This is a genomic window from Flavivirga abyssicola (genome assembly GCF_030540775.2).
GTDB classification, from domain to species: Bacteria; Bacteroidota; Bacteroidia; order Flavobacteriales; family Flavobacteriaceae; genus Flavivirga; species Flavivirga abyssicola.
On the sequence record NZ_CP141266.1, the window covers coordinates 681,258 to 700,456 of the forward strand.

General features: G+C 32.3%; 22 protein-coding genes and 1 tRNA gene. 11 read left to right on the top strand and 12 right to left on the bottom strand.

The genetic code is table 11. From position 1 onward, the window contains the following. Positions 1-9: 9 nt before the first annotated feature. Entirely contained in the window at positions 10-816 is an 807-nt protein-coding gene (locus Q4Q34_RS02625) for a carboxypeptidase-like regulatory domain-containing protein (RefSeq protein WP_303317098.1), read from the bottom strand. 123 nt (positions 817-939) lie between these two features. Here Q4Q34_RS02625 and pepE point away from each other — a divergent pair, with 123 nt between their 5' ends. Next, positions 940-1,647, top strand: coding sequence for a dipeptidase PepE (pepE, locus tag Q4Q34_RS02630; protein WP_303317097.1), 708 nt, complete (start codon positions 940-942; stop codon positions 1,645-1,647). 31 nt (positions 1,648-1,678) lie between these two features. On the opposite strand, the gene Q4Q34_RS02635 is transcribed toward pepE, so the two are convergent. Both Q4Q34_RS02635 and Q4Q34_RS02640 read right to left on the bottom strand, forming a co-directional pair. Next, positions 1,679-1,751: transfer RNA gene (locus Q4Q34_RS02635), tRNA-Gly, on the bottom strand. A 51-nt stretch (positions 1,752-1,802) separates the two neighbouring features. Then, a complete protein-coding gene (locus Q4Q34_RS02640) occupies positions 1,803-2,228 on the bottom strand; it encodes a GNAT family N-acetyltransferase (protein WP_303317096.1) in 426 nt (141 codons plus the stop codon). A 344-nt stretch (positions 2,229-2,572) separates the two neighbouring features. Here Q4Q34_RS02640 and Q4Q34_RS02645 point away from each other — a divergent pair, with 344 nt between their 5' ends. After that, entirely contained in the window at positions 2,573-3,340 is a 768-nt protein-coding gene (locus Q4Q34_RS02645) for a M48 family metalloprotease (RefSeq protein WP_303317095.1), read from the top strand. Positions 3,341-3,421: 81 nt separating this feature from the next. Here Q4Q34_RS02645 and Q4Q34_RS02650 read toward each other — a convergent pair whose 3' ends face one another. Beyond that, a complete protein-coding gene (locus Q4Q34_RS02650) occupies positions 3,422-3,829 on the bottom strand; it encodes an ankyrin repeat domain-containing protein (protein ID WP_303317094.1) in 408 nt (135 codons plus the stop codon). Positions 3,830-4,075: 246 nt separating this feature from the next. Between Q4Q34_RS02650 and gpmI the strand changes: the two genes are divergently transcribed. Further along, positions 4,076-5,593, top strand: a complete 1,518-nt coding sequence (gene gpmI, locus Q4Q34_RS02655) for a 2,3-bisphosphoglycerate-independent phosphoglycerate mutase (protein ID WP_303317093.1) — start codon at positions 4,076-4,078, stop codon at positions 5,591-5,593. Positions 5,594-5,649: 56 nt separating this feature from the next. Further along, positions 5,650-6,054 (top strand): BT0820 family HAD-type phosphatase, encoded by a 405-nt coding sequence (locus Q4Q34_RS02660; RefSeq protein ID WP_303317092.1) that lies wholly within the window; start codon positions 5,650-5,652, stop codon positions 6,052-6,054. 6 nt (positions 6,055-6,060) lie between these two features. Here the strand turns inward: Q4Q34_RS02660 and Q4Q34_RS02665 are convergent, their stop codons facing one another. After that, a complete protein-coding gene (locus tag Q4Q34_RS02665) occupies positions 6,061-7,326 on the bottom strand; it encodes an acetyl-CoA hydrolase/transferase family protein (protein ID WP_303317091.1) in 1,266 nt (421 codons plus the stop codon). 122 nt (positions 7,327-7,448) lie between these two features. Between Q4Q34_RS02665 and map the strand changes: the two genes are divergently transcribed. The 4 genes from map to Q4Q34_RS02685 are packed head-to-tail and all read left to right on the top strand — an operon-like array spanning position 7,449 to position 9,960. Further along, entirely contained in the window at positions 7,449-8,267 is an 819-nt protein-coding gene (gene map / locus Q4Q34_RS02670) for a type I methionyl aminopeptidase (protein ID WP_303317090.1), read from the top strand. A 50-nt stretch (positions 8,268-8,317) separates the two neighbouring features. Continuing rightward, a complete protein-coding gene (locus tag Q4Q34_RS02675; protein ID WP_303317089.1) occupies positions 8,318-8,695 on the top strand; it encodes a GxxExxY protein in 378 nt (125 codons plus the stop codon). A gap of 37 nt (positions 8,696-8,732) precedes the next feature. Then, complete coding sequence (locus Q4Q34_RS02680; RefSeq protein WP_303317088.1) at positions 8,733-9,566, top strand: class I SAM-dependent methyltransferase; 834 nt, start codon at positions 8,733-8,735, stop codon at positions 9,564-9,566. 25 nt (positions 9,567-9,591) lie between these two features. Next, positions 9,592-9,960 carry a DUF423 domain-containing protein gene (locus Q4Q34_RS02685; RefSeq protein ID WP_303317087.1) on the top strand — a complete coding sequence of 123 codons (369 nt, stop codon included), beginning with the start codon at positions 9,592-9,594 and terminating at the stop codon, positions 9,958-9,960. Between the two features lie 19 nt (positions 9,961-9,979). Here Q4Q34_RS02685 and Q4Q34_RS02690 read toward each other — a convergent pair whose 3' ends face one another. Then, positions 9,980-10,954: an FAD:protein FMN transferase gene (locus Q4Q34_RS02690; protein ID WP_303317086.1), complete on the bottom strand. Its 975-nt coding sequence runs from the start codon at positions 10,952-10,954 to the stop codon at positions 9,980-9,982. Next, the gene (locus tag Q4Q34_RS02695; RefSeq protein WP_303317085.1) at positions 10,955-11,332 is read right to left on the bottom strand and encodes a Na(+)-translocating NADH-quinone reductase subunit F; all 378 of its coding nucleotides are present in this window, start codon (positions 11,330-11,332) and stop codon (positions 10,955-10,957) included. 92 nt (positions 11,333-11,424) lie between these two features. Between Q4Q34_RS02695 and Q4Q34_RS02700 the strand changes: the two genes are divergently transcribed. Together Q4Q34_RS02700 and Q4Q34_RS02705 are read left to right on the top strand one after the other, a co-directional pair. After that, the gene (locus Q4Q34_RS02700) at positions 11,425-12,864 is read left to right on the top strand and encodes an SLC13 family permease (RefSeq protein WP_303317084.1); all 1,440 of its coding nucleotides are present in this window, start codon (positions 11,425-11,427) and stop codon (positions 12,862-12,864) included. A gap of 396 nt (positions 12,865-13,260) precedes the next feature. Next, a complete protein-coding gene (locus Q4Q34_RS02705; RefSeq protein WP_303317083.1) occupies positions 13,261-14,007 on the top strand; it encodes a hypothetical protein in 747 nt (248 codons plus the stop codon). 120 nt (positions 14,008-14,127) lie between these two features. Here Q4Q34_RS02705 and Q4Q34_RS02710 read toward each other — a convergent pair whose 3' ends face one another. After that, positions 14,128-15,003, bottom strand: coding sequence for a DUF4846 domain-containing protein (locus tag Q4Q34_RS02710; RefSeq protein ID WP_303317082.1), 876 nt, complete (start codon positions 15,001-15,003; stop codon positions 14,128-14,130). A 113-nt stretch (positions 15,004-15,116) separates the two neighbouring features. Between Q4Q34_RS02710 and Q4Q34_RS02715 the strand changes: the two genes are divergently transcribed. Then, entirely contained in the window at positions 15,117-15,575 is a 459-nt protein-coding gene (locus Q4Q34_RS02715) for a Na(+)-translocating NADH-quinone reductase subunit F (protein ID WP_303317081.1), read from the top strand. Positions 15,576-15,657: 82 nt separating this feature from the next. Here Q4Q34_RS02715 and nqrF read toward each other — a convergent pair whose 3' ends face one another. The 4 genes from nqrF to Q4Q34_RS02735 form a co-directional block, all read right to left on the bottom strand. After that, positions 15,658-16,965, bottom strand: a complete 1,308-nt coding sequence (gene nqrF, locus Q4Q34_RS02720; RefSeq protein ID WP_303317080.1) for an NADH:ubiquinone reductase (Na(+)-transporting) subunit F — start codon at positions 16,963-16,965, stop codon at positions 15,658-15,660. Between the two features lie 5 nt (positions 16,966-16,970). After that, the gene (gene nqrE, locus Q4Q34_RS02725; protein ID WP_303317079.1) at positions 16,971-17,723 is read right to left on the bottom strand and encodes an NADH:ubiquinone reductase (Na(+)-transporting) subunit E; all 753 of its coding nucleotides are present in this window, start codon (positions 17,721-17,723) and stop codon (positions 16,971-16,973) included. A 74-nt stretch (positions 17,724-17,797) separates the two neighbouring features. Then, the gene (locus Q4Q34_RS02730; protein WP_303317078.1) at positions 17,798-18,442 is read right to left on the bottom strand and encodes an NADH:ubiquinone reductase (Na(+)-transporting) subunit D; all 645 of its coding nucleotides are present in this window, start codon (positions 18,440-18,442) and stop codon (positions 17,798-17,800) included. Positions 18,443-18,447: 5 nt separating this feature from the next. Next, positions 18,448-19,197, bottom strand: a complete 750-nt coding sequence (locus tag Q4Q34_RS02735; protein WP_303317077.1) for a Na(+)-translocating NADH-quinone reductase subunit C — start codon at positions 19,195-19,197, stop codon at positions 18,448-18,450. Positions 19,198-19,199: the final 2 nt, after the last annotated feature.

A 19,199-nucleotide genomic window follows, 5' to 3' on the forward strand; every position in this document is an offset into this window, starting at 1 on the left:
TGAAGAGGTTTATGGTGTTTTCTTATTCAAACCTAAAAACTCAATACTTTTTTGGTTCAACAATTCAAGAAATTCCATTTCTTTTCCATAATTAAGCAAGGAAAAATCAAAACCCTTACGTTCAACAAACCTTATAAACTCTTCTACTCGATGGTTTGGAATATTAAAATTATCGACTAAAAATTCAGATCCAAAATAGTACTTTATTGATTCCACAGGAACATCGGGAATACCAGATTCTTTTTTATCAGGAACCTCAGATCTAAATAAAGGCAATAATAATTGATCAACCACATTTACTATATTAAGTCCGTTAACCATGGCTAAGTGTTCTGTATTTGCAATGTTTTTAGTTTTGGACTTGTAATCATCCCTAAAATCAAAATCCTCTTTATGTTTAATTCCAAAATATAAAGCATCTAACTTGGGCTGAAAAAAATTGGTATTCTGTATATCTGTATTTATATTTCCTGATAGTGTGTTTGATGGGACTACAATCTCCTCTAGTTCATAAATTTCTTCAATTAAAAAAAGCTTCATTCTTTTAGACTTAATAATCGCTTCATTAACTTTAAAACTAAGATTTTGGTATTGTAATGCACTTACCTCAATTAAATCGTCTAACGCTACACGTAAATTAAATTCGCCATTCTCATCAGTAATGACACCTTTATTTGATGATACATTATAAATGGTAATACCAGAAATATCATTGCTTTCAACAATTATCTTTCCGCTAACCTTAACACGCTTAGCATTTTGAGATGTCATATGCATTGTAGACAATAATGCAAAAAGGAAAATGGCTTTTTTCATATTATTTTTTATTGAAATTAATACTTTTATTAGACTTTTCAATACTTGAACCCATAAAAATTTCTTATACATCATATTAATTTTCGTTTTATAATATTAGTTTTACCATGAAAAATATTTATTATGAAAAACATAATTATTGCGAGTACCTCAACAATTCATGGAAGCGGTTATCTAGACTATATTTTAGATGATTTGACTATTTTCTTTACAGGAATTAAAGATATTTTATTTATTCCTTACGCTAGACCAAGTGGTATATCTCATAATGAATATACTAAAATTGTTAATACTGCTTTTTCTAAAATCGATAAAACTGCAACAGGTATTCATACTTATGAAAACCCTATTGAAGCTATAAAAAAAGCCAAAGCTATTTTTATTGGTGGTGGTAATACGTTTGTTTTAACTAACCAACTTTATAAAAATGATTTAATAAGCACTTTACAGACCGTTGTAAAAAACGGAACGCCTTACTTAGGGACAAGTGCTGGTAGTAATATTTGTGGTTTAACTATCAATACAACTAACGATATGCCTATAGTGTACCCGCCCAGTTTTAAAGCTTTAGGGTTTGTTCCTTTTAATATAAACCCTCATTATTTGGATCCCGATAAAAGCAGCAAGCATATGGGAGAAACTAGAGAAACCAGAATAAAAGAGTTTCATAATTTTAATACCCAACCTGTTATCGGTATACGGGAAGGTAGCTGGTTGCATGTAAAAGACGATTCTATTATTTTGAAAGGAGATTTAACTGCACGTGTTTTTGAATATGACAAGGTGCCATATGAGGTAGAATCTGGAACAGAATTAAACCAATTAAAATAAAAAAAGCTCCATAGAAATATGAAGCTTTTAGAGCGGGAGACCAGGTTCGAACTGGCGACATTCAGCTTGGAAGGCTGACGCTCTACCAACTGAGCTACTCCCGCGTTATTGAGCTGCAAATATATGTAAACTCATAAGTCTTATGCAAGAAAAAATTATAACTTTTTTAAAAAATGATATCCCAAAATGCTAAAGCCCTCATTATAATAAAACTTATGAGAAGCATAATTGCTTACATACGTGTTTAATTCTACAGATTCATAACCTTTTTCTAAAACATAATTATATATCCATTGAAAAAACTGCTTACCTATACCTTGTCCCCTATAAGCATCATCTATATAAACATGATCAGGTTCTACACTCTTTCCGGAATAATGTCGCGTGCAAAACCACAAACCTGTAACCCCTATTAATTTATCATCATCATATATTACTGCACATTCATAATTTTGAGTAATCATCTCAGAAAAACGCTGTTCTAAAATGGCATAAGGAATTTTATCTTCATTTAATTTTTGTACTAAAGGAATAACATCATTTATCCTTTCTTTTTCTATAATTTTAAACGTATAGGACATGGAACTTCTTTATAAATATATGCTCAAAATTAGTTTTATTTTACCAAATTATTATAGAACTCCTCTTGGCTTTTTCTATTTCCTAAAAAATGGCTAAAATTCGCTCATATTTTGTTACTTTTATTATGCTTAGCACTGCTATGCCTTGCAAAAAAAGCCTCATCTGAACAAATGTTATCTCATTTTCGGTTAAATACAAAAAGTCAAGATGAGTTCATAGTGACTTTTAATAAAAATATAGTGTCTTATAAATAACAGGTTTTTATTCAGGCTTATATTTATTTCAATTAGACTAGCTTAATGTATAAAATTTCATATTTTTAGTTGCATTAAATTTCAAAAAGATGAGAGGAAAAAATCTTAAATTCCGTTTATTAATAGGTGCCGCCATTGCATTATTCTTTGTTTTTAAAAGATGTAGTCAGCAAGAAGTGAATCCGTACACAGGAAGAACACAAACCATATCTATGACCCCAGATAAAGAAATTGCTATTGGGCTACAAAGTGCTCCTCAAATGGCACAACAACACGGTGGTTTACATTCAAATAATCAATATCAAGCTTTAGTAGATAATGTTGGAAATAAATTAGTCAACAATAGTATCGCTAAAGACACACCATACCAATACGAATTTCATTTACTGGCAGACCCTAACACAATTAATGCCTTTGCACTACCTGGTGGCCAAATATTTATAACGTATGCACTGTTTTCAAAATTAGAGAATGAAGATCAACTAGCAGGGGTTTTAGGTCACGAAATCGGACATGTTTTAGGTCGTCATAGTGCAGAAAGAATTGCTGAAAGCGAATACTGGCAAGGCTTAACAACAGCTGGTTCTGTTGGTGCGGACATGGGTGGACTTATAAGCGGCATTGGTCAAAACACATTACTTACTAATGGTAGAGATGATGAATTAGAAAGCGATGACCTTGGAGTGCTTTTTATGCTTAAAGCGGGTTATAACCCAGAAGAAATGATTGGTGTTATGGAAATTTTAAAAGCTGCTGCTGGTCCTAATCGAGTACCTGAATTTCAAAGTACACATCCGGACCCAGATAACAGAATTGAAAAAATTCAAGACGCTATAGAAAAATACAAAAATCAATAAATGTAAGTTCAATAAAAAAAGCCTTGAAAATCAAGGCTTTTTAAGAGAGTGACTAACTCAAAATAATTATTAATTTTATAATTATTTTTTCCTTTTAGATTTTGATTTTGCTATTGCCTCTTTTATAATGGCAGCTGCATCGTTTGCTCCATGCAATTGAGCATATTTTAATGCTGTCATTTTTTTAGCAGATTTTGCCTTTAAATTAGCTCCTTTAGCAATTAAAAGTTTTAAAATATCAGTTCGGTTAAATTTTGCAGCATACATAACTGGGGTCATTCCATTAGACATTTCATTTACATCTGCTCCTCTTTCAATAAGTTTTTGTACTGTTTCTAAATCTCCTTTAGCGATTGAAACACAAAATGAGTTCACTTTAAACACAAATTCTACATTTGTAGTGTTAGTGTTTTCTGTAATAGTTTTAGCATTAACAGTTACAATAGAGAAACATAATGCAATGGCGGTGATAATGACTGATTTTTTCATGATGAATGATTTAATTTTGATTAATGATTGTTTTTGATATACTAAAGAGACGATATTAAATTCAAACTGTTACATAAAAAATAATAAATAACACATTTTTAACTTTTTTTTCACAAATAATTAACTGAACGATTCTTTTTTTAAAAACCCCAAAAAAGCCTTAAAAAATCTAGTATTTAAAAGGCTATTTGCACGTTCTTTATATTTAACTTCTTTATCTTTGTTTCATATTAAATTTTAAGAAAAATGAACAAAAAAGTTATCTTAATGATACTTGATGGTTGGGGTAATTCTCCAGACCCTAAAGTTTCTGCTATCGATCATGCAAACACCCCTTTTATAGATTCTCTTTATAAAAAATATCCTTTTGCTACATTAAGGACTGATGGGTTACATGTTGGTTTACCAGAGGGTCAAATGGGAAATAGTGAAGTTGGACATATGAACCTTGGAGCTGGTCGCATTGTTTACCAAGACTTAGTAAAAGTCAATTTAGCTGTAAAGAACAAAACATTAAATAACGAAAAAGTATTGGTAGATGCGTTTAACTATGCAAAAACCAATAATAAAGATGTCCATTTTTTAGGATTATTAAGTGATGGTGGTGTGCATTCCCATATCAACCATTTATTCGGCCTGTTGGATGCTGCTAATGACTTTGGTTTAACTAAAACCTTTGTACACGCCTTTACAGACGGACGTGATGTAGACCCAAAATCGGGGTATGGCTTTCTTACAGAATTGGAAAGTCATTTAGAAAAAACGAATGGCAAATTAGCCTCTGTTACTGGTCGTTATTATGCCATGGATAGAGATAAACGCTGGGAACGTGTAAAATTAGCTTATGATGCATTAGTTCATAGTGTTGGTGAAAAATCTACCAACGTAACCGAGACTATTCAAAAAAGCTATAAAAATGATATTACCGATGAATTTATTAAGCCTATTATTATGGTTGATGAATCTGGTAATCCTCAGGCTAGTATAAAAGAAGGTGATGTTGTTATCTTCTTTAACTTTAGAACAGATCGTGGTAGAGAATTAACCGAAGCTTTATCTCAAACAGATTTCCACGAGCAAAATATGCACAAATTGGATTTGCATTATGTAACACTTACAAATTATGATGAAACTTACAAAAATGTAAATGTTATATTCAATAAAGACAATTTATCTGAAACTCTAGGTGAGGTTTTAGAAAAACATAATAAAAAGCAAATTCGTATTGCTGAAACGGAGAAATATCCACACGTTACTTTCTTTTTCTCGGGCGGACGTGAAGAACCTTTTAATGGTGAAACACGTATTTTAAGAAACTCCCCAAAAGTAGCCACATACGATTTAAAACCAGAAATGAGTGCTTACGAATTACGTGATGCATTAATTCCAGAGCTTCAAAAAGGAGATGTAGATTTTGTTTGTTTAAATTTTGCAAACGGTGATATGGTAGGCCATACAGGAGTTATGGAAGCTGCCATAAAGGCGTGTGAAGCGGTAGACACATGTGTTGAAGATGTTATTACAACAGCTTTAGAGAATGGCTATTCTACATTACTTATAGCCGATCATGGAAATTGTGAAACTATGATAAATCCTGATGGTTCACCTAATACAGCACACACAACAAATCCTGTTCCTGTTATTTTAATTGATAATGAATTAAAAACGATCAAAGATGGTATTTTAGGAGACATGGCACCTACTATTTTAAAACTCATAGGTGTTGAGCAACCGGAATCTATGACCCAGCATGCCTTGGTTTAAATAAGTAAAAAATAAATTGTTGTACTTTTGTTATAAACCCGAGTTTATAACTTATAATGAATTTTAATAACCAACTTATTATTGCAATCGATTTTGATGGAACTATTGTTGAGGACGCATATCCTAAAATAGGAAAACCCATATTGTTTGCTTTTGAAACTTTAAAACAGTTACAAGATGACGGACATCGCCTTATTTTATGGACTTACAGATCTGGTGAAAGATTAAAAGAAGCCGTCAAGTTTTGTGAGGATAATGGGATTGTTTTTTATGCTGTAAATAATAGCTTTCCTGAAGAGAAATACACTGACGACGTTAGCAGAAAAATTAATGCTGACTTATTTATTGATGATAGAAATATAGGAGGTTTCTTAGGTTGGGGAGAAATATATCAACTACTCACAAATACCAAACCTCCTGAAATAGAAAAAAAGAAAGGTTTTTTCGGCTTTCTAAAATAGCGCTTTTTAAATGAGTTCATAATACGTCTTATTAATATATTCTCTATGATCTGGATGTGCTATGTCTACCAAAGCTTTCACTCTTTCCTGAATCGTTTTTCCATATAAATTAGCTATTCCATATTCTGTAACAACATGGTGCACATGTGCTCTGGTAGTAACAACACCAGCGCCTGGTTTTAAAGACGGAACGATTCTACTAACACCCTTTTTTGTAATTGAAGGCAATGCTATAATAGCTTTCCCTCCGTGGCTTAAAGATGCGCCTCTAATGTAATCCATTTGTCCTCCTACTCCCGAATACATTTTAGCTCCAATAGAATCCGCGCAAACTTGTCCTGTTAAATCTATCTCAATAGCAGAGTTAATGGCAACCATCCTAGGGTTTTGTTTAATAACAGACACGTCATTCACATAATCTGAAGCACGCATTTCAACAAAAGGGTTGTCATCTACATAATCATACAACCTTTTAGAACCAATTAAAAATGTTGCCAATGCACGTCCGGGGTTAACACCTTTAAAGTTTCCATTAATTACATCTTTTAAAATTAAATCAATGACCCCATCAGAAAACATTTCTGTATGCAACCCTAAATCTTTATGATTTGTCAAGCGCGATAATACAGCATTAGGAATTGTTCCTATTCCCATTTGCAGTGTGCTTTTATCTTCAATTAAACTAGCTACATAGTCGCCTATTTTATTTTCAATAGCCGATGGATTTCCATACGCATGGGCAGGTATAGGTTCGTTACATTCAACAAATAAATCTATCTCAGTAATATGAATAATACCATCTCCATGGGTTCTTGGCATTTGTTCATTTACTTGAGCAATGACAATTTTTGCATTATCTATAGCAGCCAAACTAGCTTCAACCGAAACACCCAACGAACAATACCCATGTTTATCTGGAACAGATACATGAATTAACGCGACATCCAACGGTAAGATATTTCTCTTAAACAATAATGGTAATTCACTTAAAAAAACAGGAGTATAAGATCCGTTACCGGCAGTTAATGTATGCCGCACATTATTTCCAATAAAAAACGAATTCACATGAAAACTATCACTAAGTTTCGGGTTAGCATAACCTGTCTCGCCTTCTACATGTAGATGACAAACCTCAACATTTCTTAATTCCTCATGGCGTTCCGTCATGGCATTCATTAACAATTGTGGAGCTGCAGCTGCTGCTTGTACATAAACCCTATTGTTACTGTTAATTACTTTTACGGCATCTTCAGCACTAACAATCTTATACATCTCAATTTAATTTAGTACATAAATTTATTCATTTCTACCCTTTTAAAAAATGTCAAAAGTCATGTTATCATTAAAAATATTAATACTTAATTTTAAGTATCTTTGCCATTATTTTTTTAGACATGATTGTAGTAAAAACAAAAGAAGAAATAGAGTTAATGCGTCAAAGTGCATTAATAGTTTCAAAAACGCTTGGCATGCTTGCCAAAGAAGTTAAGGAAGGGGTTTCCACCATGCAACTAGATAAGCTTGCTGAAGAATTTATAAGAGATCAAGGGGCTTTACCAGGGTTTTTAGGGTTGTACGACTGTCCTTCAACCTTACTTTGTAGCGTAAACGAGGCTGTAGTACATGGTTTACCAACAAACACCCCTTTAAAAGATGGCGACATTGTTTCTATTGACTGTGGTGCATTAATGAACGAGTTTTACGGAGATCATGCATATACTTTTGAAATTGGTGATGTAGACCCTGAAACAAAAAAGCTTATACAAATAACTAAAGAATCTCTTTATGTTGGTATTAGAGAGTTTAAAGCAAATAATCGTGTTGGTGATGTTGGCTATGCTATACAAAAATATTGTGAAGATCATGGTTATGGCGTTGTTCGCGAATTAGTTGGGCATGGACTAGGTAAAAAGATGCATGAAGATCCAGAAATGCCAAATTACGGTAAACGTGGTCGTGGTAAGAAATTCATTGAAGGTATGGTCGTTGCCATAGAACCTATGATAAATGGAGGTACTCATAAAGTAAGACAATTAAAAGACGGTTGGACTATTGTTACTCAAGATGGTAAGCCTAGTGTTCATTTTGAGCATGATGTGGCACTTGTAAATGGGAAACCCGAAATACTATCAACGTTTGCTTATGTACATGAAGCTTTAGGAATTGTGAGCACTGAAGAAGACGAGTTTAGACAAAAGGCTTTAGTCTTATAAGTTATACGCAGAGATACGCGGAGGCTCACTGAGATACACAGAGAAAATTAATGAAAAATAATCTTACTGAAAAAATTATAGGGGCTGCTATTGAAGTGCATCGAGCCTTGGGTCCTGGATTATTAGAATCTGCATATCAGGAATGTTTACTTTTTGAGTTAAAACGTTTAGGCTTAAGTACCTCTAAAGAAATTGCACTTCCTATAATATATAAGGATATAAAATTAGATCATGGCTATAGAATCGACTTGTTAGTCGAGAACAAAATTGTGGTAGAGCTTAAAACTGTTGAAACTTTTAGTGATGTCCATTTTGCACAAATATTGACTTATATGAAATTAGGGAATTATCCATTAGGATTATTAATAAACTTCCATACCAAACTTTTAAAAAACGGAATTAAACGATTTATAAACACACCTCAGTGAATCTCTGTGAATTCTCTGTGTAACTCAGCGATACAACTTGAAAAAAGTCTTCAAACTTATACTTAACACAATACCAAGACCTTTACTCATAAGGTTAAGTTACATCGTTCGTCCTGTTTTAGCCTTCATCTTAAAAGGCAACACATATACCGACCCTATAGATAATAAGAGCTTTAAAACTTTCTTACCTTATGGTTATGGAAATCAAAGAAACAATGTGCTCTCCCCTTCTACCCTTTCTTTAGAGCGTCATAGATTGCTATGGTTATACTTAAAAAACGAAACTGATTTCTTTCAGCCTGAACCTGTTTCAGGTTCTTCGACAAAAGAATCGAAAAGAATTATTTTAAGAGCTACCGAAACAAGTTCGGCATTAAAGGTATTGCATTTTGCTCCAGAACAAGCATTTTACAAACGTTTTAGAAAGATGAAAAACCTTGATTATGTGACAACCGATTTGAATTCCCCTTTAGCTGACGTAAAAGCCGATATTTGTAACCTGCCGTTTGAAGATGATGCGTTCGACATTATTTTTTGCAATCACGTTTTAGAACATATTCCAGACGATACCAAAGCCATGCAAGAACTGTATCGGGTTTTAAAAGTTGGGGGCATGGGTATTTTTCAAATTCCACAAGACTTAGCAAGAGAACAAACTTTTGAAGATAATACTATAACGGATAAGAAAGAGCGTGCCAAAATATTTGGACAATATGACCATGTACGCGTGTATGGCCGTGATTATTTTGATAAACTCCGTAGCATTGGTTTTAAAGTCGATGAAGTGGATTACACTGCTAACCTTTCAAAAGGAGCTATTGAGAAGTACTGCTTAGCAAAAGGTGAAATTATTCCCGTAGTTTATAAATAAAAATGATTTATTAAACCCATTCTTTATGACACAACAAATTATAATTGCTACAGGAGCTTTATTTGGTATGCTATCTGTAATTTTTGGAGCTTTTGGAGCTCATGCATTAAAGAAAATTTTATCTACCGAACAGTTACATAGTTTTGAAGTTGGTGTTAAATACCAAATGTATCATGCTATTGTATTATTAACTATAGGTCTAAATTCTAATAATATAGCCTCTACAACATATTGGTGCTTTACCTTAGGAGTTATATTATTCTCTTTTAGTATTTATGGGTTAATATTATCAGATGCTAAAGGGAAAAAGTTTCGATTTTTAGGTCCTATTACTCCAATAGGAGGTTTACTTTTAGTTATTGGCTGGTTACTTTTACTCATTAACGTATTATAAAACACACTTACTTTATAAGTTACCGTTCAGTAAACCCATTCAAAGACAAAGTTTGCAGTTCTTTTTTATCATTTTCAAAAATCAAAAAAACCTTAAGTTCGGGGTGTGATTTTAAAAAAACTTTCACTTTTTCAATCCCCATGGTTTTAAACGCCGTTGCGTAGGCATCAGCAATCATACAATCCTTAGCAATTACAGAAATGCTTAGCAAATTTGTTTTACTTGGGTACCCTGTCTTTGTATCGATAATATGGGCATACCGATTGCCATCTTTATCTATTTTAAACTTTCTGTAGGTTCCCGAAGTTGCCATCGCTTCATTAGTCAAAATAAGTGTTCTGGAAAGCGATTGAGTACCATCAAAATTAGGATTCTCTACACCAACCGTCCATCCATTGTTTTTTTCAATATTAATGCCTTTGGCATGAAGCTCTCCTCCTATATTAACGATATAATTCTGAGCGCCTTTCTTATCCAAGAATTCCGCAATAATGTCCACTGCATATCCTTTTGCTATGGCATTAAAATCTAAAAAGGTTCCTTTTGGTTTTGTAATAGTATGATCCGTTCTGAGAACCTTATTGAAACCAACAGTTAACATCAAACTATCAATTTTTAAACTATCTAAGTTCACTATTTTACCCTCAGATCCAAAATCCCAGGCATTTACAATGGCACCAATGGTAGGATCGAAAGCCCCTTCTGTTTCCTTATAAATTGTTTTTGAAACTTCATATACCTTTCTAAAATGTGTGTCAATTTCAACTGTTTCGTTTCTATTCAACTTAGAAATATCTGAGTTAGTCTGATACGTAGACATAGACTTATTAATCACATAAAATAAACTATCAATTTGTTTTTCATAATTTACTTCTGAGCTATATGTTACTTCATAAAATGTTCCAAAAACGGTTCCGGAAAGCTTCGTGTTTTTTAGTTCTTTTTCACAAGAAATCGATAATAAAAAGACCAATAGTAATGTAATCTGCTTCATTTAATTAAAATTCGTTTCTAAAACCTGTATCCCGTTATATTCTAAAAGGTATTCCTCATTTAAATAAATAGGTCCTTTTTTTTCATCCAGATTACCCAACCCAACACCAGCATATAGAACCTTTGCATCCTTTTCCCTAGCATGTTTTTTAAATGATTCCATCCAAACCACATCATAATTATTAGGGTTGTCTGGTAATATTACTGCTCTTACAATTACAAAATAATACTGCTTATTCTTATCGATACAAACAAACTGCGGGTGCTTTTTAAGTTTACTATTTACAGCTATAAATTCAAAACCGCGTTCTTCTAAATCTTTCCCAACATAATTCATAGCTAAATTATGTAGCTCTTGTTCTGTAAGTGGTTTACTCATAAGACAAAATTAATATTAATATTCAACTAACACCAGATTTAAAAAATGTTTAAATTTAAAAATTATAAATTAGTTTTTACATAATATTCTAGATGAGTAAACACCCTGTTTCTAAAAAAATCGGATTAATATTAGGCCCTGTCTTTTTCATTATTTTGCAAGTTTTACCTTTTGAGATCGTTTCTGAAAAGGCAGATACTGTAATTGCCACTGCTTTGTGGATGGTATGTTGGTGGATAACCGAAGCTGTTTCTATTTCCGTGACTTCGCTTCTACCCTTATTATTATTCCCTTTGTTTAAAGTAATGCCTATGGGAGAGGTTGGCTCTAATTACGGAAGCCCCATAGTCTTTTTGTTTTTTGGCGGTTTTGTGTTGGCATTAGCGTTAGAGAAAGTAAATCTACATAAAAGAATAGCTTTAAGTATTATAAAAAAAACAGGAACAACACCTAACAAAGTTATTCTTGGTTTTATGATTGCCACTGCTTTTATGAGTATGTGGATAAGTAATACAGCCAGTACTGTAGTCATGTTACCAATTGCTATATCTGTTATAAAACTATTAATTGATGATACTGATGGTTTCACCAAAAAAGATCAGAATTTTGCTCTTAGTATTATGCTGGGGATTGCTTTTTCGGCAAACGCTGGGGGTATCGCAACAATCATTGGTACGCCTCCTAATTCAGTTTTAATAGGTTTATTGGAAAATGAATATAACATCGAAATTTCCTTTTTCAAATGGATGCTTGTTGGTTTACCTTTTTCAATTATCTTAATTACCATTATCTACTTTATACTTGTAAAATGGATGTTTCCAAATACAGGACTTGTATTCAATGCTTCAAAAGAAGTTATAAATACAGAGCTTCAAAAACTAGGTAAAACATCATCTAAAGAAAAACATGTACTTATTATTTTTGCAATCGTTGTTTTTCTTTGGATATTCAGGAGCCTTATCAATTCATTAATTCCTGGATTGGCCTTATCAGATACTATAATTAGTGTCTTTGGAGCCGTAGCTCTTTTTGCTATTCCCTTTAATTTAAGGGCTGGTGATTTTATTTTAGTTTGGAATGATACTCAAAAACTAGCGTGGGGTATTCTAGTTTTATTCGGTGGTGGTTTGGCTTTGGCTAAAGGCATGTCTTCTAGCGGTATAGTCAATATAGTTGCTACAGCTATTTCAAGTAGTAATATTAGTATTCTACTCATGACTTCATTATTAATTATATTGATGCTTTTTATGACAGAACTAATGAGTAATGTAGCTCTTGTAGCGGTTTTAGCTCCTGTTGTAGCTGGTATAGCTATTGGTTTAGAAATTCCTTTACTATACTTACTAATTCCGGTAACCATAGCTAGTAGCTGTGCTTTTATGCTTCCTATGGCAACACCTCCCAATGCTATAGTTTTTGCTAGCGGTTTTATAAAAGTTAATCAAATGGCTCGTGTGGGTATAGTAATTAACATCATTGCTGTAATATTACTTATTCTATTATTCAAGTTTCTTTTACCTTTAGTATTTTAATAAAAAACACCCATACCAAATTAAATTTTTTTATAAAGCATATTTCAATTAATCTTAACCTAAACTACTAATAAATCATAATTTCCTTTCAAAAAAACAAAAAAATAAGTAATATTAAACATACAAATAAAAATAAATTTAAGATTTTTCAACAAAAAATATGCGTTTTATCGATTATTTATGCTTTTTATCTACATTATTCAAAAATAAATTTATATTTACCCCGTTATTGAAAAAAATGAATTAGGGGACAGTTAAATCGACTTTAATTTATCAACTTTAATAACATACTAACGAACCCAAATATAGAATAAATGTTGAGTTTATTCTTTTAATGAATTTAACCATGTAAAACCTAAAATCACCAATTTTAGTTTTACAACAATACTTTTAATTATGAATAAAACAATATTAAAAACCCTAATGCTTTTTTGTTTTATTGTTTCTTGTAAAACAAGTGTAAAAGAAAATGCCAATAGTGATGGCTGTGAATTGTTTAAAATTGGAAATTATAAATTTTATAATCCAAGAGTTTATGAACGTCCAGTAATCTTTAAAAAAGGAAGCCATGAGTTATTACATACTGAATACACTCCAAAATGGTATCCTGGCTACTGTGCCGAAAATTTACCTTCTTACTTTAAAACAAAAGAAGAATTTTTAAAGCATGTACATTCTAGTAAATTAAAGCGTCTTAGTACTCCTTATTTTGAAAAAGTGTATAATGGAAACAAAGACAATTTAAAAGGAAAACCAGGCTTATACAACGATGATTACCATCTATTATTTAGAGGTACAGTTGCTGTAAAAAATTCTAAATCTGGAAACGAATATCTTTTAGTAGCTGGAAAAAGTTATATTGATAACGAGTCTGACTACGATAAAAACACTGATTTTTATGAAAGCGATGTAAAAACTATGTTTGCTTTTATTCTTGAAGACGGTGCATATAAATTTGTTGATCCTAATCTTGTATTTGGAACTTTCACAAAAGAACAGCATGATAAAGTGTATGATATCTTAAGTGTTAAGTCATTAGTTTATGCTTCTTGTTTTGAAAATGTAAACACTACAAGAAAACCTAACTTTGATAGTTCTGCGTTACCTGGTTGGGTTTATAACAAATCTGATTTAGACGATTAAATATATTATACTAAATAAGCCCCGTTGTTATCGGGCAAAATAAATATAAAAAAAGCTTTACTCTTTCTCTCAAGTAAAGCTTTTTTATGTCTTAAACTTTCTTATTTCTTGTATATATCATTATTTAAACCGAACAAATTTAGAACTCATAAACGTATAATTTGAAACAGGAATGACTGCATCTTTTTTAAGTTGATACCAGGGTGATATGTCTGAATCTTCTAAATTCTTAACTAAATGAACACTTTGCGCCGGGGTATTTCCTTGAAATAATAAATACAATTTCTCTCCTTTATTGTTTATAACTTCATCACATATCATAACAATATGTCCGGGTGACCCGCCTTTAATAAGCATATCGCCTATTTTAAGGTTTTTTGCGTCTTCAATTTTTGGCAATTCGTTATACAATGAAAGTGTACCGGAATACATATAAATTAAATTTAAATACTTATAAAAATTCTCTTTAGAATGGTTTTTTGAAGCCGATTTATGAAATGTTACTCGGTTACCATGAATTTTCTGTCTGTAGCCCTCTGCATATTTTAACCAAGAACAGTAATGACCACTCGTAAAATTAAACCCAATGTCCTTTTTTCTATTATTATCCCACAGAAACTCACTTCTTACTCTAATTAAAGCATCAGCACATTGTTGTAATCCGTTTTTAGGCACTGGAATATTTAATATGCCAATATGACCATCTTGCCAATAATATTCAGAGCCATTATAATTAATAACCTTAGCTCCAAACGTTTTTAATTTATAGTTACGTAAATAGTCTTGAAAAGAACCTTTAGGATATTGTACGCGTTTATAACCATCGGGAGCATTAACTCTCGATTTTATTGTGAGGCTATCTTTATTTAACAAACTAAAACCAGGTGTCTCTAATGTAGTCACAAAACTCTTAGCTGCACTCTTAACTCGTCTTAGCTGGAGAATGACAATGCCTACTACAGCTAGAGTCAAAATAGAAATTAAAAGTCTTTTCATACTCCAATTAAACGTTAATGATTAAGGCTTGGTATCTTATTAATAAAAGTTTAAGACTAATTTTAACAGTTTAAAGTTATATTTTTTAGTAATTTAATCTAAAAATTATGCTTATGAAGACTTCAGAACGTTTGGAACAGGCTTTAAAAAAGTTATATACTGCATTTCATAATAATGAATTAAACCCGGAATGCTGTAAGCAGTGTGCCGTTGGCAATATTTTAGACAACACTGATAGTTGGAAATACCTTTCTGATGTACATGGGTCATTAAAACTGAATTATATCGGCAAAGTGCATGAAACACTTGGAAGACGATTTAATGGTTATACACCTTTAGAATTATTAAAAATTGAAAATATATTTTTGAAAGCCTGTGGTTATATCTTACCGCTGCATTATAAAAATGAGAAGCCTAAAAACCCTACAGATAAAGATATTTTATTTAATGGTTTAAGTGAAGTCGTGAGATATTTATGCTATTTAGACGGTATTTCTAATGTCATGGATTATACAAAATTGTTTGAGTTTGAAAATGAAAAACCGAAATATGACTTAGATGTTTTCAATTAAAGCATCCTACATTCATATTTTTAAATAAAAAAACCCAACATTGCTGTTGGGTTTTATTTTATATTTAAATGGTAACTATGTTCTAGCCTCCAAAGTCATCAAATCTGATATGTTCATCTGGGATACCAAAATCTTCTCCCATTTTTTGAACTGCCTTATTCATTAATGGTGGTCCACAAAAATAAAGTTCTATATCTTCTGGCGATTCATGTAAATTTAAATAGTTATCTATTACACAGTTGTGAATAAACCCAACAAAACCATCACCTGGTGCATCTATATTTTCTTTTACTTTCCAGTTATCTTCTGGTAAAGGTTCAGATAATGCTAAGAAAAATTTAAAGTTAGGGAACTCTTTTTCTAACTCATAGAAATGCTCTAAATAGAATAATTCACGTTTAGATCGTCCACCATACCAATACGTTACTTTTCTTCCAGTCCTTAATGTTTTGAATAAGTGATATAAATGCGAACGCATTGGTGCCATACCAGCACCCCCACCTACGTAAAGCATTTCACTTTCAGATTCATTAATAAAGAATTCACCGTAAGGTCCTGAAATGGTTACTTTATCACCTGGTTTTTGAGCGAATATATAAGAAGAAGCTACTCCTGGATTAACATCCATCCATCCATTTTTAGCACGATCCCATGGTGGTGTAGCAATACGTACATTCAACATAATCTCACGTCCTTCAGCAGGGAAAGAGGCCATAGAATAAGCTCTTTCTACTGTTTCAGTATTCTTCATTACTAAAGGCCAAAGACCAAATTTATCCCACTCGGCTTGAAACTTATCTGGCGTTTCATGCTCCTCAGGGTGTGCAGTAATATCTATATCTGAATATTTAATTTCGCATTCGGGAATTTCAATTTGAATGTATCCACCTGCTTTATATCCCATATCTTCGGGAATTTCAACAACAAACTCTTTAATAAAAGATGCTACGTTATAGTTACGTACAACTGTTGCTTCCCATTTTTTAATACCAAACACCTCTTCTGGAATGGTAATATTCATATCTTGCTTTACTTTAACCTGACACGCTAAACGTGCACCATGTTGTAATTCTTTACGTGTAAAGTGTGGTGTTTCTGTTGGTAAAGCTTCTCCTCCACCTTCTAATACGTGACACTCACATTGAATACATGTTCCACCACCACCACATGCAGATGGTAAAAATATTTTTTGAGCGCCTAATGTTGTTAATAAACTATCTCCAGAAGCGACTTCAACTTCACGTTCACCATTAATGGTTATTTTTACTGGCCCTGATGGCGATAATTTTTGTTTTACAAATAGTAGTAAAGCGACTAACAACAACGTAATGATTAAAAATGCTGTTACTGTTGCTACTATGGTTCCTAATGTACCTGCTGCTAATATCATATTACTTATTTACTTTTTATGTTGTTAGCTATCACTTTATCTTCAGATGTTTCAACTGCACTCAATGTGATATTTTCATTTTCTTTTGAACCTTCATGCTTCTCTACTGCAACTGTTTTTTCTTCTTTAGAAGCTTCATCTCCTCCAGTTAACATACCTCCAAAACTCATAAAACCAATCGCCATTAAACCTGTTATAATAAATGTGATTCCTAAGCCTCTTAATGCTGGTGGTACATTTGAATATCTAATTTTTTCACGAATAGCTGCAATTGCTAAAATCGCTAAAAACCATCCAATTCCAGAACCAATACCATAAGTTGTTGCTAATCCTAATGTTGGAATTTCACGAGATTGCATAAATAAAGAGCCTCCTAAAATGGCACAGTTCACTGCTATTAGCGGTAAAAAGATTCCTAATGAGTTATATAATGACGGTGAAAACTTTTCTACAACAATTTCTACTAATTGTACCATGGTCGCAATAGTTGCAATAAACATGATAAATGATAAGAAACTTAAATCGTAAGATGCATACTCTTCTCCTAACCAAGATAAAGCGCCTTCTTGTAGAATATACTGATCTAATAACCAGTTTAATGGTACTGTAATAGCTAATACAAATATTACTGCGGCACCAAGACCAACAGCTGTACTTACTTTTTTAGATACAGCTAGGTAAGAACACATTCCTAAGAATGTGGCAAATACCATGTTATCTATAAATATTGATTTGAAAAATAATTCTATATGTTCCATTTTTTTCTAGTATTCAGTATTCAGTGTTCAGTGTTCAGTAACTGCTTACTGGAACTGCCAGCTGCTTACTAATTTTAATCTTCTATTAATGCTTTGTTTCTAGTTCTTTGTACCCAAATAATAACGCCTACAACTATTAAAGCCATTGGTGCTAATAACATAAAACCGTTATTCTCATAACCAATACTATACAATCCTGTTTTTGCAATAGGATCTCCTAGTACTTTAAAACCTAATAAGGTTCCAGAGCCTAACAATTCTCTAAAGAAACCAACTATTATTAGAATAACACCGTAACCAAGTGCATTACCAATTCCATCAAGGAATGAACGCCATGGGCCATTTCCTAAAGCAAAAGCTTCAAAACGTCCCATAATAATACAGTTCGTAATTATAAGTCCAATAAAAGCACCTAGTTCCTTACTTAATTGATAAGAGAATGCTTTTAATACTTGATCTACAATAATAACCAAAGCAGCTACAACGGTAAGCTGTACTATAATTCTAATTTTAGACGGAATAATATTTCTAATTAATGAGATAACGACGTTACCTGCACCTAAAACAAACAACACCGAAACGGCCATAACTATGGATGCCTTCAATTGAGCAGTAATCGCTAAAGCTGAACAAATTCCAAGAACTTGAATTGTAATCGGATTATCATCTGCTAAAGGGTCTAATATTAGTTTACTATCTTTTCTTGATAAAAGTCCCATAAATACTAGTTTTTTAAAGTTTTAAAATAAGGTACATACAACTTCAAGTCGCTTCTCAACATTGCTGATACACCATCTCCTGTAATAGTAGCTCCTGCAATAGCATCAACCTCATTATCAGTTTTATCTTTATTTAAAGGATCTGCATTACTTTTTGAAATGTTAATCCCAACAAAATTTCCTGAAGCGTCTAATAAATGTTCTCCTATGAAATCGTCCATAAAAAAACGTTCTTTAATATTTGCTCCAAGACCGGCTGTCTCTCCTTGATGATCAAAATACGCGCCTTGTACAACCATATTTTTATCCATAGCAACATAAGCCCAAACGGCATCCCAAAGTCCTTTTCCTCTAATAGGTGCTATATAATAGGTTTTGCCTTCTTTTTCTCCAATAAACAATGGTAAACGTCTTTCTCCTCCACTTTTAGCTTTAGATTGCTCTTTTTTAACATCGATTAAATAAGCTTCACTATTTTCTTCAGATTGAGTTCCGTTAGTAATTACGACCTGCTTAGTGATATATTTTGTAAACTCATCAGCAACTTTATCTGTAGAAATAAAATTAGCGCTTCCTTCTTCATTTTCATTTACGCCCATAGCATACAAAATATTTTGTTGCTTTTCAATACGCTTGTTCTCTGCAATATTTGGTTTTAATGATGAAGCAACAAAGGCTAATAATGCTCCAACAATCAATACCATTCCTATGGCGAATAGGATAGTATATGAATTTTTATCTGTTCTATTTTCCATCG

Bases quoted from the DNA above. Each gene is read 5' to 3' on its own strand.
- Q4Q34_RS02685 (WP_303317087.1), top strand. From the start codon at position 9,592: ATGACACAACAAATTATAATTGCTACAGGAGCTTTATTTGGTATGCTA.
- nqrE (WP_303317079.1), bottom strand. From the start codon at position 17,723: ATGGAACATATAGAATTATTTTTCAAATCAATATTTATAGATAACATG.
- nqrF (WP_303317080.1), bottom strand. From the start codon at position 16,965: ATGATATTAGCAGCAGGTACATTAGGAACCATAGTAGCAACAGTAACA.
- Q4Q34_RS02675 (WP_303317089.1), top strand. From the start codon at position 8,318: ATGAAAAATAATCTTACTGAAAAAATTATAGGGGCTGCTATTGAAGTG.
- Q4Q34_RS02650 (WP_303317094.1), bottom strand. From the start codon at position 3,829: ATGAAAAAATCAGTCATTATCACCGCCATTGCATTATGTTTCTCTATT.
- Q4Q34_RS02715 (WP_303317081.1), top strand. From the start codon at position 15,117: ATGAAGACTTCAGAACGTTTGGAACAGGCTTTAAAAAAGTTATATACT.
- Q4Q34_RS02735 (WP_303317077.1), bottom strand. From the start codon at position 19,197: ATGGAAAATAGAACAGATAAAAATTCATATACTATCCTATTCGCCATA.
- Q4Q34_RS02695 (WP_303317085.1), bottom strand. From the start codon at position 11,332: ATGAGTAAACCACTTACAGAACAAGAGCTACATAATTTAGCTATGAAT.
- Q4Q34_RS02705 (WP_303317083.1), top strand. From the start codon at position 13,261: ATGAATAAAACAATATTAAAAACCCTAATGCTTTTTTGTTTTATTGTT.
- Q4Q34_RS02660 (WP_303317092.1), top strand. From the start codon at position 5,650: ATGAATTTTAATAACCAACTTATTATTGCAATCGATTTTGATGGAACT.
- Q4Q34_RS02665 (WP_303317091.1), bottom strand. From the start codon at position 7,326: ATGTATAAGATTGTTAGTGCTGAAGATGCCGTAAAAGTAATTAACAGT.
- Q4Q34_RS02710 (WP_303317082.1), bottom strand. From the start codon at position 15,003: ATGAAAAGACTTTTAATTTCTATTTTGACTCTAGCTGTAGTAGGCATT.
- Q4Q34_RS02640 (WP_303317096.1), bottom strand. From the start codon at position 2,228: ATGTCCTATACGTTTAAAATTATAGAAAAAGAAAGGATAAATGATGTT.
- Q4Q34_RS02730 (WP_303317078.1), bottom strand. From the start codon at position 18,442: ATGGGACTTTTATCAAGAAAAGATAGTAAACTAATATTAGACCCTTTA.
- Q4Q34_RS02690 (WP_303317086.1), bottom strand. From the start codon at position 10,954: ATGAAGCAGATTACATTACTATTGGTCTTTTTATTATCGATTTCTTGT.
- map (WP_303317090.1), top strand. From the start codon at position 7,449: ATGATTGTAGTAAAAACAAAAGAAGAAATAGAGTTAATGCGTCAAAGT.
- gpmI (WP_303317093.1), top strand. From the start codon at position 4,076: ATGAACAAAAAAGTTATCTTAATGATACTTGATGGTTGGGGTAATTCT.
- Q4Q34_RS02645 (WP_303317095.1), top strand. From the start codon at position 2,573: ATGAGAGGAAAAAATCTTAAATTCCGTTTATTAATAGGTGCCGCCATT.
- Q4Q34_RS02625 (WP_303317098.1), bottom strand. From the start codon at position 816: ATGAAAAAAGCCATTTTCCTTTTTGCATTATTGTCTACAATGCATATG.
- pepE (WP_303317097.1), top strand. From the start codon at position 940: ATGAAAAACATAATTATTGCGAGTACCTCAACAATTCATGGAAGCGGT.
- Q4Q34_RS02700 (WP_303317084.1), top strand. From the start codon at position 11,425: ATGAGTAAACACCCTGTTTCTAAAAAAATCGGATTAATATTAGGCCCT.